This is a genomic window from Chryseobacterium sp. GVT01B (genome assembly GCF_019970045.1).
Taxonomy (GTDB): domain Bacteria; phylum Bacteroidota; class Bacteroidia; order Flavobacteriales; family Weeksellaceae; genus Chryseobacterium.
The window spans coordinates 39030-53712 of sequence record NZ_JAHXYI010000009.1 but is presented as its reverse complement, the minus strand read 5'-3'; the positions used below and the strand labels follow the sequence as shown (position 1 = coordinate 53712).

The window sequence follows — 14683 nt, the reverse complement described above, 5'->3', positions numbered from 1 at the left end:
TAACCATAAAATTGTATATCTAATCTATGGCAGATGAAAATGTATACGGTCAGAATCTTACTTTAGACGAGATTGTATTTGAAAATAGAAACAAGGAATATGGTGCCTACGATATTAGACATCAGTATCCGAGACTTTTAACAAAGTCTTTTATCATCGGAACAGCATTATTCCTTTTGGCAGCTTTGTCTCCGTTCATCTATCTTACGATTAAAAATCTTACAGCTCCGCCTAAGCAAGAAGTAAAGGCAGATCTAGTAGATATTATCGAAGAAGAACCGATTATCGAGCAGCCTAAGGATGAAGAACCACCACCTCCTCCTCCTCCAAAAGAAGAAGAGAAAATTGAGGTGATTCAGAACGTAGTTCCTGAGCCTGTAAAAGCTCCGAAAATTGAAACTCCACCGCCGCCAATCTCTAAGCAGTTGGAAACAACAACTGGTTTGCAGAATCAGGAGGGGGTAAAGGCTCCGGCTTATACGCCACCGCCACCGCCACCATCTACAGGTACTAAAGCTAGTACTGTAGAGGTAAAAGCAAATAATCCTAACGAGATCTATAAAGATGTTGACCAATCTGCAGAATATCCTGGAGGTATGGGAGCATTAAGAAAGTTCTTGGGAGATAATTTCGATACTTCTTTAATGGAAGGAGGTGAAGGAACGCTTAAAGCTAAGCTTAAGTTCGTTGTAGAAAAAGACGGAACTGTTTCTGCAGTTACTATTGAAGAGAAATCTCCAAATGGCGACTTCAATAGTGAAGCTGTACGTGTAGTTAAGAAACTTAAAAAATGGACTCCTGCGAAAAGAAACGGGGAGAGCGTTAGATCTTACTATAGTGTACCATTTACTATGAACTTTGAATAAGACTTATTTATTCAAAATATAAATAAAAAGAGAAGCATATGCTTCTCTTTTTATTTTTTTTGGTATTTTTGTTACATGATGTTCAATTGGTTATCCCTGGTTACGGGATTGTTTTATATCGTTTTAGGAATTGTAGTGATTGTCTACAAATTCTTCTTTACTATTTTAGAACCTGCTGTTGCCTATGCACTAGGTGTAGTACTGGTTATATATGGTATTTTCAGAATTTACAGGGCCATCTCAAGAATTAAAAAATCGAGAAATGAAGAATAGTTTTAAGCTTGCAGTAATTTTTGTTTTAAGCATCATGCTTGCAGGCTGCAAAAAGGAGAAAAATGCTCCTTCCTATCACAAAGGTGATCTTACAATTTTTACTGACGAGTCCTTTCAAAGTGTCACAGAAGCATTAGCTGACGGCTATATGATCAACTACCCTGAAACCCACATCAAAGTAGAAACCAAAAAAGAAGATTTAGGACTTCTGGATCTTCTGAAAGGAAGTGCTAAAGTGGTGGTAATGTCCAGAAATCTTACTCCTGAAGAAATAAAAACATACGAAGAAAGAACCGATTTAAAGTTTCTTCCTGCTAAATTTGCTGCTGATGCAGTAGTTTTTGTTGTTCCTAAAGATTCCCCGAAAGAAAGTATTTCAATGGAGGAAATCAACAGCGGACTGATGTCTGATAAAAAAGAATTCATTTTCGATGGAACCAATTCAAGTAATCTGAATTTTGTTGCTGAAAAATTTAAAAAACAGCCAAAAGATCTCCAATTTTCCATTATTCCTGGAAATCAGAAGATCATAGAGGAATTAGGAAAATATCCCAATAAAATAGGGGTTGTGGGGCTTAATACTTTTAGCCGTCCTTATGATAAAGCTTCTGAGAAACTGAGAGAAATGGTGAAAGTTCTTCCTGTTGTAGAAAAAGGAAAACTTTACAATGCAGATTTTGAAGGGCTCCGCACCATGGAATATCCATTTACAAGAGTTCTTTATTTCTTGATTAACGAAGGTAATTTCAATATTGCCAATGGATTTATTAGATTTTCATGTACCCATTTAGGTCAGAAAATTGTACAGAAAGAAGGTCTTCAGCCTTATAATATTTATAAGAGAGAAGTTCAGATGCGTTAAAAAATATTAAATTCACAATTTAGCCTTATTAAAAATATTGATTTGGTCTGAAAATTGTGTAGAATATAACTCAATTATTAGAAAATATAAAATGAAAGATATAATGAATATGAATGTAAAGAAGATTGCTTTTGGAGCAGCCGTGGTATTTTTTACCGGTTTTGCCTCTGCACAGACACTGCAGGATGGTATTAACAGTATAGACAGTGATAAATTTGCTCAGGCAAAAACGAACTTCACTGAAATGATCGCTAAAGAGCCTACAGCTGAAAACTACTTCTATTTGGGAAATACTTTCTTAAGACAGGGAGAGCCAGATTATGCTAAAGCAATTGAAAGCTTCAATAAAGGATTAGCTGCTGATTCAAAAAGCTATCTTAACAAAATCGGTTTAGCTGCTGTTAAATTAGGCAAAGGTGATAAAAATGCTGTTGCTGAAATTCAGAAAGTAGTAACTGATTCAAGAGAAAAAGATGCTGAAGTTCTTTTCAGAGCTGCGGAAGCTTTAACTTTATTTGAAAAGAACAGTTCACCTGATCTTGCTATCCAGTTTTTGACTAAAGCTATTGAGAAAGCAGAGAAAAAAGGTGTTCCTGCACATTATTATTATACATTAGGAGATGCTTACAGATTAAAAAGAATGCCGGGAGAGGCTATGTCTGCTTATGATAAGGCATTACCTACTGCTAAAAATAAGGCTTCCGTTTATACAAGAATGGCAACTTTATGGATGGCAGCACAGCAATGGCAGCAAGCTAAGCAGAATATCGATAAAGCGATCGGTGTAGATGCTACTTATGCTCCTGCATATAAAGCATTGGCTGGTTATGATATCAGATACCAACAGAATGCAAAAGCTACACAAGACCTTATCAACTATACAAAATATGCTGATGAAGATCCATATACTCAATTAGAAATTGCAAAACTATACTTCACAAACGAAGATTATGCAAACTCTAAAATGGTATTAGATAAGATTTTTGATAAAATTGAGGATCCTATCAAGTTCAAATTAAGAGCTTACAATGCATACGCAGATAAAAACTATGCGGATGCTAAGCAAAACATGGATACTTTCGTTTCTCAAGCTGAGAAAACAAGAGTACAGCCTGCTGACCAAGGTTTACAAGGACTTATTGCTGCAGGTCTGGCAAAAGATGAAAAAGATGCTGCTAAAAAAACGGCTTTAATGACGGAGGCTCAGCAGAAAGTTGCTATTGCAAAAGCTGCAAAAGATGAAACAATGAAGTGGGATCTTGAATTAGCTAACATCGCTGGCGGTGGAGGTGTTTCTCAGTCAGAAGTTGACAAAGGACCTACTAACCCTGCTATTGAAGCATTGAAACAGAAAGTTGCTGCTAACAGCCAGGATTCTGATTCATTATTTAAGTTAGCTACAGCTTACCAGGATATTAAAAACTGGAACGGAGCAATCCTTACATGGCAGAAAATGTCAGCTCTACTTCCTGATTGGGCTCCAGCTTATTACAGCCAGGGGTATTCTTACCAACAGGCAGGAAACAATGATGCGGCAAAAATGGCTTACGAAAAATTCATCAGTACAGTAAAACCTGCTGATCAGGAAGCCAACAAGCAGACTCTTGCTTATGCATACTTTGCTGTGGCTTATATGAATAAAGATACTGATCTTGCAAAAGCTAAAGATTATGTAGCTAAATCTCTACAGTTAGATCCTACTTATCAGGATGCTGTAAAATTAAATGCAGAGATCAATAAGTAATTTAAAATGTAAATTACAGATATTAAAACTTCCCATTCGTAATGTTTGGGAAGTTTTTATTTTAAACTTATCTTTGATTATATGAAAACTGATATACTTGCTTTTGGAGCACATCCTGATGATGTAGAGCTGGGATGTGGCGGAACTATTGCTAAAATGGTTTCTGAGGGTAAAAAATGTGTAGTGGTGGACCTTACAAGAGGTGAACTCGGAACAAGAGGTACAGATGAAACAAGAAAGGCAGAAGCGGCAGATGCTGCTAAAATTCTGGGACTTTCAGCAAGAGAGAATCTTGGAATGAAAGATGGCTTTCTGGTAAATTCTGAAGAATACCAAATGAGGATCGTAAAAATGATTCGCAAATACCGCCCGGAAATCGTGTTAGCTAATGCAATTGATGATAGACATCCAGACCATGCAAAAGGAGCGAAATTAGTATCGGATGCGTGCTTTTTGTCCGGACTGAGAAAAATAGAAACAGTAGAAGAAGGCGAAAACCAGGAGGTGTGGAGACCGAAGCATGTTTTTCATTATATTCAATGGAAAGATATCAAACCGGAATTTGTTATTGACATTTCAGAATTTCTGGAGACAAAAATTGCATCCTGCATGGCCTATAAAACTCAGTTTTATGATCCGGCTTCTAAAGAACCAGAAACTCCGATTACAACAAAAGACTTTTATGAAAGCTTAACTTACCGCGCTCAGGATTTAGGGCGGTTATCGGGAGTTGCTTATGCTGAGGGATTTACGTCTGAGAAGTTAATTTCTTTGAAAAATTTTGATGGAATTGTTTGGTAGTTGAGGAAAATGTTCTATATTTGCACTCACAAAACGGTGATTGTAGCTCAGTTGGTTAGAGCGTCGGATTGTGGTTCCGAAGGTCGGGGGTTCGAGACCCCTCATTCACCCAAAGAAAGTACACTTTTTACAAGTGTACTTTTTTATTTTATGCCTGTTTCAATAATAACAGATACTTCTTTTTTCATATCCTTTCTAAAAATTTTTTCCACTCTGCGCTTATAATTTGTAAGTCAATACACAAAAATGGGTCTCTTTAAGTTCTTGAAAATAAATTCAGGGTTTGGTGATTGAAACTTTTATATTTGTTTTGCCAAAATCATGAGAAATAATTCTTTTAAAATGATCTTAAATCAAAACTATTAACATGAAAAAGTTCTTTACAATCCTTACCCTGCTATTTGTAATAAAATTCCATGCTCAGTCCTATTATAAAAATTTGTTTGACAGCATGGGATATGATGTACACCTTGGTTATTCTAAAAGTGGAAGCCAAACCGATTTTTCATGGGCAACATCTGCTCATATGGAAGCATTGGTATTAATGTACGAAAAAACGCATGATGATAAATATGCTAATACTTTAATACAATGTATGGGTAATGTAATTGATAGAAGAGATGATCTTAGAAATCAGCTGCAACCTCCGCAAGCAGGTGTAAGTAATATATTTGATTACCGTGGAATTTCTGGTGCTGCATGGTCAACCAATCATTATAACATCATTCAGGACTCAGGAAAAACTTATGCTCATATGGTGCATAGTGCTAACATAACCTATCCTATGGCTAAGTTTGCAGCAATAGTAAAGAAAGATTCCACACTTCACAATTTGAACTCGGACTCATATCCTCCTGGTCGCTATGCTAACAAAAAATATCTTACTATTGCTAATGATCTCATACAGAGGGTGGAAGAAACCCTTCTTTATCATAAGGACCAATGGCATACAGAGCCCCCTCTTAATCTAAATCCAGATGATAGTATAGGTTATTATAAAGAAAGAGATTCAATTAATGCTAATACCCCTCCAATAAAGCATAAGGGTATTATTTCTCCCTTTAATATGCAAAGTTCTATGGGAAGGGTCTTGGTACAAATGTATAGGGCGACAAAAGATGTGAAGTACCTTAATCAGCTTAATCAAATTGCTAATTTTTTAAAATTAAATACACTTCTTGATGCCAATCTGGGAGCGAATACTTGGAAATATTGGAAAAAGAATGGTTCGCTTTCTGATGATATTTCTCACTCAGGGCTAACCATAGCTTTTCCATACGAATGTTGGAAGTATGGGATTCTGAATAATGGAAACCTTATTTATAAAGATTCGGATATGAAAGCCTATTCTAATACTTTAACTAAGGATATTTCTCCCTCTCCTTTGTTCATCAATTTTGGAGTTGGTGATCATAGTAAACCTTGGGATGTTAAAACTGTTATATCTCCTCAAGCATCAGTGGATAATTATATTTCTTATAGATGGTTATGTCTTTCAGATTATGATAGACAAATATATCAGTTAGTTGATGATCTATATGCGGCTAAAAACTACTATACTAATATACCTATAGATAATCTGTCTTATTATTCTTCTCTGACAATTGCACTTTTGGCAACTCATGAAAAGTTAATTGTACCTACCAATACAGATCATGAATGGGGTACAGGTTCTGATTGGAGAGGAGTTACAAAAGGGAACTTTTACGGTGATAGTAAAGATGAATTTGCTGTAATCAGGAATTTTGATGGTGTGATAAGTATTATGGAGCCTCAGGGCAGAATATTTTATAAGTTTCCAAATAACAAAGTTTATGGAAACTCATATGATTGGAGAGGGATAGCTGCCGGTGATTTTTTTGGGGATACTAAAAGTGAAATGATAGCATTAAGTAACCATGCTAATAGTGCTGATAATGGTATTTATGTTTTAAAAATTGAAAATAATAACATTGTTGAAAGTGATAAAATCACAGGTTGGGGAATGGGTTCTGATTGGGCTGGAGTAACTGCCGGAAACTTTATCAATGGAGGAAAAGATGATTTTATTGTAGCCAGAAACTATAATACAGAAGTAATTGTATATAAATTTAATGGAACTATTGTCCAGCCAGTCTATAGTAATGCACTTAATCTTCCTGCAAATTCAAAAATTGTAGCAGTAGCGTCTGGGAATTTGGATAATGATGATAAAGATGAGATTGTATTACTTGTTAATTCCCCTAATACAGCATATAACGGAATACATGTTTACGATATAGATGATAGTGGAATAATGACAAAGATTGCTGAGCGTACAAATTGGGGATCTGATTCAGAATGGAGAGGATTAGCCGTCGGAGATCTGGATGGAAATGGAACGGATGAGATTCTTGCTCATAGAAATTTTGATGGAGAATATAATGTATATAAATTAAATGGAAATACTTTGAATGGTGTTGGGTCAGAGAGTTTTCCTCTTTTGCAAACCAAAGACAATGTAATGTGTTTCGGAAACTTTGATCCTGCTTCAAAAAATGATGAACTAATTACCCTTAGAAAAGATGGTGGAATAGTGATGTTTTCTGCAGTAAAAGTTGTTAAAAGTCCTTCTCCTCCTACTAATAAACAATTAGATCCATGTAAGAATGAGCTGCCGGAAGTGTTGTTTAGTTTCCTGAGCCCGGCTCATAATAACTGAAGTTATTCTAAAATACATTTGAAATAATCACAAAAATAAAATATGAAAAAACTCCTCACAGTTCTCGCTTTCTTATTCGTAATAAAGTCTTATGCTCAATCTTATTATAAAGACCTTTTTGATAGTAAGGGATATGCTGTAGTACCTATTAACTCAACCAGCTCAAACCAACTAGAATTTTCATGGATAGTATCTGCCCATATGGAAGCATTGGTAATGATGTATGAAAAAACACATGACGTGAAATATGCTAATGTTTTAATAGGGACTATTGGAAATGTGATTGACAGAAGAGATGATCTTAGGGGCCAGATGCCGGGTCTAAGTCAAATTTTTGATTATCGTAATGTTTCAGGTGCTGCCTGGTCTCATAATCACTACAATTATCCAAAGGCGGACTCAGGAAAAACTTATGCGCATATGGTACATAGCGCTAACATAACTTACCCTATGGCTAAGTTTGCCGCAATAGTTAAGAAAGACTCTACTCTTCATCATTTAAAATATATTGGGGGAGGGCGTTATAATGATATGAGTTTTAAAGCTATTTCTGATGATCTTAAACAAAAGGTAAGAGAAACTCTTCTTTATCATAAAGATCAATGGCATGAGGAGCCATATCCTAATCCTAATTCTAATGATAGTATAGGTTATTATAAAGAAAGAGATTCTATTAATGCTAATACCCCTCCAATATACAATAAGGGAGTGATTTCTCCTTTTAATATGCAAAGCTCCATGGGAAGGGTTTTGGTACAGATGTACAGGGCGACGGATGATCAAAGTTATCTTAGGCAGCTTGATAAAATTGCCAATTTTTTAAAAGCAAATACCTCTTTTGATTCTGGTTTACAATCTAATAAATGGACATATTGGAAAAAAAATACTTTACGGGAAGATATTTCTCACGGCGGATTAACAATCTCTTTTCCTTATGAGTGCCGTAAATATGATATCTCTAAGGGCGGAACACTTATTTATACAGATTTGGATATGAAGGCCTATGCTAACACCTTAACGAAAGATATCTATAAGGCTCCTTTGTATATAAATAATGGAGTGAATTATCTTAATTCACCCTGGAATCTTAAGAATCCACACCCTGTTGACGAAGACGTAAGTACCTATACCTGCTTTCAATGGGCGAGCTTATCTGAATATGATGAAAAAATATATCAGTTACTTGCTGAAATGCAAACGGCAGAAAATTATTATACACCTTTGACACCTGAAAATTTTCCTTTAGTAGTTGCTTATTTGGCTTATTATGAAAACTTAATTGTACCTGTCAATACGGAACATGGATGGGGATCTGGTTCCGATTGGAGAGGAATTGCGAGCGGTAATTTTGATGGAGATAGTGCTAATGAATTTGTTGTCATCAGAAATTATGATGGGATGATAGGAACTATGCAACCTTATGGTAAAAAATTTCATTCCGTTACAAACGACAAATATTATAGTGGACAGTACGATTGGAGAGGTATAGCTGCCGGTGATTTTTTTGGAGATAGCAAAAGTGAGATTATTGCTTTAAGTAATCATTCCGATGCCAGTAATAATGGGGCTTATATTTTAAAAATTGAAAACAATAATATTGTTGAACATACAAAATCTATAGGTTGGGATGCACAATCTGATTGGGTAGGAGCTGCAGCAGGAAACTTTATCACCGGAGGAAAGGATGATTTTATTGCTGTCAAAAATTTAAATAAAGAAGTTCTTGTTTTTAATTTTAATGGAACGACTCCTCAGTTAGTTCATACTAACGCTCTTAATCTACCAGTGAATTCGAAAATTACGGCAGTTGCTTCAGGTAACCTTGATAATGTTGGTAAAGATGAGATTGTTCTGCTTGTAGATGCTGAAGATAATATGCAAAATGGTATATATGTTTATAATATAGATGATAATGGGGTTATGACAAAAATAGCACAATCTACAGGTTGGGGTTCGGGTTCAGAATGGAGAGGATTAGCTGTAGGAGATATTGATGCAAATGGAGTAGACGAGATTTTTGCTCACAGAAATTTTGATGGAGATTATAAAGTTTTTAAATTAAATGGGAATATTTTAGGCGCTTTCGGCGCAGAAAGTTTTCCTGTCTTACAAACTAAAGACAATGTTATGTGTTTTGGGAATTTTGATTTAAGCTCTCAAAATGATGAATTGGTTACTCTTAGAAAAGATGGAGGCATAGTTATGTTTTCAGCAGCACAAGTTGTTAGAAACCCTCTTCAGTCTAGTAAACAATCAGATCCATGTCAGAATGAAGTGCCAGACGTGTTATTCAGTTTTCTGAAATCAGCATCTTATAATAAGGAGGAATCAAAAGAAATGGTAACTATAAGATAGGAAATCACTCACGGTAAATTAAATATAAATATTCAATATAATATTAAACGGGCTTTAGTCCGTTTTTTTATGTAGTAATAAGTGTTTGTTGAATTTTGATTGTATGGCATAAAAAAAGCATCTTTTTCAGATGCTTGTGTTTTTAGATATTCTTTTTTAAACTTCGTCGTCAGAATCAATTGTGAATGATTTGCTTTTGAAGTCTTTATCATGTTTTTCTGAAATTACATCCTCACCCTTTTCATTAATGATGAAATCTGTGGACTCATTAAACATCTCCTGAAAACTCTTAAAATCTTCCTTATAAAGGTAAATTTTATGCTTCTCGAATGTAGCTTCCCCATTCTCTCCGAAATTTTTCTTACTCTCAGTGATTGTAAGATAATAATCTCCTGCTTTCGTCTCACGCACATCAAAGAAATAAGTTCTTCTCCCTGCTTTTAACACCTTCGTGAAAATCTCATTTTCATGGCGTTCCTTGTATTCACTCATTGTTAGATATTTTTTAATCTTGTTAAGAACAAATATAAAAGAATTCTTTTAATCACAAAATTTTTTTTATGATTTATTTAACAATTGAGAACGAAATGGCTAAGCGGTTACAGAATTGGCAATTTCCGTGAGGTTGATTATTTGATCGGCTTTTTGAGCGCTAGACTCTCTGTGTGTGATGATTATGGAAGTAGCGTTACTTATTTTTTTATCGATATTTTCCAGAATATTCTGCTCCGTTTCGGTGTCTAAAGCAGACAATGAATCATCAAAAATGATGATATTCGGGTCTTTAATTAAGGCTCTTGCAATGCAAATTCTTTGTTTTTGTCCTCCCGAAAGCATTACTCCGCGTTCACCTACAAGTGTTTTATATTGCTCTTTAAACTCTATAATATTTTTGTGAACATCTGCAATATTTGAATATTCTACCACTTTCTCATGAGAAGGATGATCAATAGCAAAACCGATATTATTTTCTATAGAATCAGAGAATAAATAGCTCTCCTGAGGAATATATCCAATGAAGTTTCTGTAGTTGCTCAGATTATGATCTTTCAGGTTTTTACCATCAATCAGAATCTCTCCTTCACTCGGATCTATCAATCGGCATAGAAGAAGAGCAATCGTTGATTTTCCGCTTCCGGTTTTACCCATAATGGCCAAAGATTCTCCGGCCTTCACTTTAAAGCTTAAGTTATCCAGTGCTTTAATTCCCGTATTAGGATATACATAAGAAACATTCCTGAACTCGATATCTCCTTTGATAGGATAGGTTTCAAAATTAGTATTAATGATTTCAGATTTCTTATCCATGAATTCATTGATTCTTTGCATGGATGCTTCAGCTCTTTGGTTCACAGAAGTTACCCAGCCAACCATAGAGAAAGGGAAGATCAGGGTATTGATATACATGAAGAAATCTGCAATCTTACCGATACTTAATTCTCCGGCAATATATTTTGTACCTCCAATCCAGATGATAGCTACATTTAGAAGCCCGATTACAAAGAGAATAATGGTGAAGAAATAGGCTTCTGTTTTTGCCAGATCCAATGCCTTATTCTGATAATCAGTTACCTTAATTCCGTAGTTTTTTTCAATGTATTTCTCTCTTGCGAAAAATTTTACTACACGGATTCCTGAAAAACTGTCCTGAACAAAAGTTGAAATTGCAGACTGACTTTTCTGCATGATCTTCGACTTTTTATTAATAATTGAGCTTACCTTATAAATAGCAAAAGACAAAATCGGAAGCGGAAGCAAGGTCCACATCGTCATGGATGCATCCGTTTTCACCATATAAATTGCCGTGATCACTACCAGAACGATCAGGTTGGCAACATACATCACGCCGGGACCAAGATACATTCTTACGGCAACCACATCTTCACTCAATCTGTTCATTAAGTCCCCAATGGTTGTCTGTTTATAATCCGTTAAAGATAAATCCTGATAATGTCTGTAAATTTTATTTTTAAGTTCATATTCTATTCTTCTGGAAGCCACAATAATAGTCTGTCTCATCATAAAAGTGAAGAATCCAGTTAGCAGAGAACATCCAACAATGATTCCAACATAGATCAAAACCTGATTGTTAAAGCCAAGGTTACCGTTTTTTGTAAGTTCATCCACAGATTTTCCTACAAACTGAACCTTATATATATTGAAGAAATTACTGGCAATAATAAATAGTACTCCCCAAAACAGCAGTATTTTGTGTTTCCAAAAATAGGGGTTTAAGGTTTTAAGCGCTTTCATATAGTTGTACAAAATTACAAAAATGTCATCACACTACGAATTTCATCAATTTTAAATTTTGTATCTTTGCACCCATAAAAAAGCTCTTTGAATGTTAGGAAGACGACAAATCCGTGAAAAAGTAGTACAGACAGTGTATTCATACTACCAAAATCCTGTAAAGTTTGATGTTTTAGAGAAAAACATGTTTGCTGGTATAGAGAAAATCTATTATCTATACATTTATCAGCTCAATTTTTTGGTGGCTCTTAAAGAATTGGCAGAACACCAGATCGAAATTGGGAAGAACAAATATCTTAAAACTGATTCTGACATTAATCCTAACCAAAAATTCATCAACAACCAGGTATTGCTTAAACTGGAAGAAAATCCTGAAAGATTATTTTTTACAGGCCAGCATAAGCAGTTGAAATGGGATATGCATGATGATCTATTGGTAAAAACTTTCCAAAGAATTACTGCTGGAAAGCGTTATCAGGATTTCATGAAAGAAGATGGATACTCTTTTGAAGAAGATCAGAAATTTATCGGAAAATTATTTTTAAGATATATTGCTGAAAATGAAGATTTTCATGATTATCTGGGAGATAAAGAACTTTCATGGTATGATGATATTCATATTGCTAACTCCATGGTACAAAAAACAATCGGTTTCCTGAGAGAAGATGAAGAAAGCAGAACTTTAATTAAAATGATTAAAGATGAAGAAGATAAGACTTTCGCTGCAAAACTGTTGAAAGATACTCTGAACAACTGGGAAAACAATGAAAAGAAACTGGGAGAGAGACTTGAAAACTGGGATCTTGAAAGAGTTTCTTTAATGGATAAAGTAATCTTGTCTACAGCGATTGCAGAACTTGATAATTTTGCTTTCACGCCTTCAAGAGTTATTATTAATGAATATATTGAAATTGCAAAAGTATTTGCTACAGACCGTTCCAATATTTTCATCAATGGTATTTTAGATAAATATTGTAAAGATCAAAATAGAATATAAAATGAAAAAGACGTTATCAATTATCGCCTTGTCTATTATAGGCTTTGGGTTAGTTTCATGTAAAAAAGAAAACAAAGAAACTCAAAGTACTGAAACTGCAACTACTGATTCTGCTGCTGTTGCGGCTCCGGTAACCACTGATTCTGTGGCAACACCTGTAGCGGGTGACGTAGCTGCTCCGGTTTCTAACGAACCATCTACTTCTGTTGCTTTATCTGAAAACAGCTTCGATTTTGGGAAAATCAAAAAAGGAGACAAAGTACAGCACGTATATGAAATTACCAATACAGGTAAAAACCCTTTAATTATTTCTGAAGTTAAGCCAGGATGTGGATGTACAGCTCCTGATTTCACAAAAGAGCCTATTATGCCAGGTAAAAAAGGAAAAGTTACATTGCATTTTGATTCTTCAAGCTTTGACGGAAACGTTCAGAAGTATGCGGATGTTTTTGTAAACGTAGAAAAAGCTCCAATCAGATTAACATTCACAGCGAATATCCAACCATAATAATAACAATATGTTGACACTATTTTTACAGGCAGCAGGCGGGTCTTCACCTATGATGCTGATCATGATGGGGGTGATGTTTGTAGGATTTTATTTCCTGATGATAAGACCTCAAATGAGAAAGCAAAAGCAAGAGAAAAACTTTCAGGAAAACCTTAAAGTAGGTACAAGAGTAGTTCTTACCTCCGGTCTTCACGGAAGAATTGCTCAGGTTCAGGATGATGGTTTTGTTATTGAAACATTATCAGGAAAACTGAAATTTGAAAAAGCAGCCGTTTCCAGAGAAATGACAGAATCTCGTTTTGGAGATAAAACAAAATCTGCAGATAAAGCAGATGACAAAAAAGAAACAGCAACTGAAGAAAAGAAATAATTCAGTCTGAAAATATGTAGCTGCGGTGGGTGAACGAAGTTCACCCACCGCAGTCTTTTTATACAGTTTACTAACATTTGGGATTAGTATTTAATAAAATTATCTTTGTCCTATGAATCAAAACACAAACAAAACGGTTCTTATTCTTGGAGCAAATTCAGATGTAGCAAAACAATGTATAAAGCAATATGTTGAAAAAGGCTTTGCCGTGATTGCAGCCTCCAGAAATACAAAATCTCTGGAAGATTTTATTAAGTCAAATGATCTGGACTCTTCAAAAGTTTCTGTTTTATATTTTGATGCAGCAGATTTTGATTCACATCAGAAGTTTTATTCTGAACTTCCTTTGAAACCTCATATTGTAGTATATGCTGCGGGTTTCTTAGTTGATAATCAAAAAGCATTAATTGATTTTAAAGGCGCTAAGCAAATGATGGAAGTGAATTATATGGGTGGAGTATCTATCCTGAGTATCATTGCAATGGATAAAGACAACAAAAACCTGGAAAGAATAATCGGTCTTTCTTCACTGTCCGGAGTAAGAGGAAGGAAAAGTAATTTTGTTTACGGAAGTACAAAAGCTGCATTTACTCAGTTTCTGGCCGGATTGAGGCAGGAATTAGTTTCCCGGAAAATTATTGTGAATGCTTTAGTCATTGGCTACATCAGAACAAAAATCAATGAAGGATTAGAATTGAATGAATCCTTGATTATGGAGCCGGATTATGTGGCAAAATATATTGTCAATGCAGGAAATTCCTTTACCATCGTTCCGAATTTTAAATGGAAAATTATTTATCATATTCTTAGACTGTTGCCTGAAAATCTGGCAGCAAAACTACCATAAAAATATTCACCAGCAGGCACTGTTTTATTAATAATTTTAGTTTTAAAGAGCGTTAATTTTGATAATTATAGTACTTCGGTATCGTTTTTGTAATTCTATGACCCGAAAATTATTTCTTCCTGCA

The 14683-nt window shown here is 34.9% G+C and carries 13 protein-coding genes and 1 tRNA gene; 12 read left to right on the top strand and 2 right to left on the bottom strand.

The window, feature by feature from the left end:
* Positions 1–26 precede the first annotated feature (26 nt).
* From LC457_RS20455 to LC457_RS20420, 8 genes are all read left to right on the top strand, one after another.
* Complete coding sequence (locus LC457_RS20455) at positions 27–866, top strand: energy transducer TonB (protein ID WP_223601494.1); 840 nt, start codon at positions 27–29, stop codon at positions 864–866.
* Between the two features lie 75 nt (positions 867–941).
* Positions 942–1139 (top strand): DUF308 domain-containing protein, encoded by a 198-nt coding sequence (locus LC457_RS20450; RefSeq protein ID WP_172617109.1) that lies wholly within the window; start codon positions 942–944, stop codon positions 1137–1139.
* Positions 1129–2001 carry a PstS family phosphate ABC transporter substrate-binding protein gene (locus LC457_RS20445; RefSeq protein ID WP_223601493.1) on the top strand — a complete coding sequence of 291 codons (873 nt, stop codon included), beginning with the start codon at positions 1129–1131 and terminating at the stop codon, positions 1999–2001. Before LC457_RS20450 ends, LC457_RS20445 begins: the two co-directional genes overlap by 11 nt.
* A gap of 91 nt (positions 2002–2092) precedes the next feature.
* Positions 2093–3745 carry a tetratricopeptide repeat protein gene (locus LC457_RS20440; protein WP_223601492.1) on the top strand — a complete coding sequence of 551 codons (1653 nt, stop codon included), beginning with the start codon at positions 2093–2095 and terminating at the stop codon, positions 3743–3745.
* A gap of 81 nt (positions 3746–3826) precedes the next feature.
* Positions 3827–4546 (top strand): bacillithiol biosynthesis deacetylase BshB1, encoded by a 720-nt coding sequence (gene bshB1, locus LC457_RS20435; RefSeq protein WP_213277193.1) that lies wholly within the window; start codon positions 3827–3829, stop codon positions 4544–4546.
* Positions 4547–4581: 35 nt separating this feature from the next.
* Positions 4582–4657 (top strand) — tRNA-His (locus tag LC457_RS20430).
* A 256-nt stretch (positions 4658–4913) separates the two neighbouring features.
* Positions 4914–7226 carry a VCBS repeat-containing protein gene (locus LC457_RS20425; protein WP_223601491.1) on the top strand — a complete coding sequence of 771 codons (2313 nt, stop codon included), beginning with the start codon at positions 4914–4916 and terminating at the stop codon, positions 7224–7226.
* A gap of 42 nt (positions 7227–7268) precedes the next feature.
* Positions 7269–9581, top strand: coding sequence for a hypothetical protein (locus LC457_RS20420; RefSeq protein WP_223601490.1), 2313 nt, complete (start codon positions 7269–7271; stop codon positions 9579–9581).
* A 156-nt stretch (positions 9582–9737) separates the two neighbouring features.
* Here the strand turns inward: LC457_RS20420 and LC457_RS20415 are convergent, their stop codons facing one another.
* A complete protein-coding gene (locus LC457_RS20415) occupies positions 9738–10073 on the bottom strand; it encodes a DUF3276 family protein (protein ID WP_034701927.1) in 336 nt (111 codons plus the stop codon).
* 99 nt (positions 10074–10172) lie between these two features.
* Positions 10173–11834, bottom strand: coding sequence for an ABC transporter ATP-binding protein (locus tag LC457_RS20410; RefSeq protein WP_223601489.1), 1662 nt, complete (start codon positions 11832–11834; stop codon positions 10173–10175).
* A 91-nt stretch (positions 11835–11925) separates the two neighbouring features.
* On the opposite strand from LC457_RS20410, the gene LC457_RS20405 reads away from it, so the two are divergent.
* The 4 genes from LC457_RS20405 to LC457_RS20390 all read left to right on the top strand — a co-directional run bounded on the left by LC457_RS20405 (position 11926) and on the right by LC457_RS20390 (position 14559).
* A complete protein-coding gene (locus tag LC457_RS20405; RefSeq protein WP_223601488.1) occupies positions 11926–12831 on the top strand; it encodes a transcription antitermination protein NusB in 906 nt (301 codons plus the stop codon).
* Position 12832: 1 nt separating this feature from the next.
* Entirely contained in the window at positions 12833–13339 is a 507-nt protein-coding gene (locus LC457_RS20400; RefSeq protein ID WP_223601487.1) for a DUF1573 domain-containing protein, read from the top strand.
* A gap of 10 nt (positions 13340–13349) precedes the next feature.
* On the top strand, positions 13350–13712 hold the full coding sequence (yajC, locus tag LC457_RS20395; RefSeq protein WP_149387236.1) for a preprotein translocase subunit YajC: 363 nt from the start codon (positions 13350–13352) through the stop codon (positions 13710–13712).
* A 112-nt stretch (positions 13713–13824) separates the two neighbouring features.
* Positions 13825–14559 carry an SDR family NAD(P)-dependent oxidoreductase gene (locus LC457_RS20390; protein ID WP_223601486.1) on the top strand — a complete coding sequence of 245 codons (735 nt, stop codon included), beginning with the start codon at positions 13825–13827 and terminating at the stop codon, positions 14557–14559.
* The last annotated feature ends 124 nt before the right edge of the window (positions 14560–14683 follow it).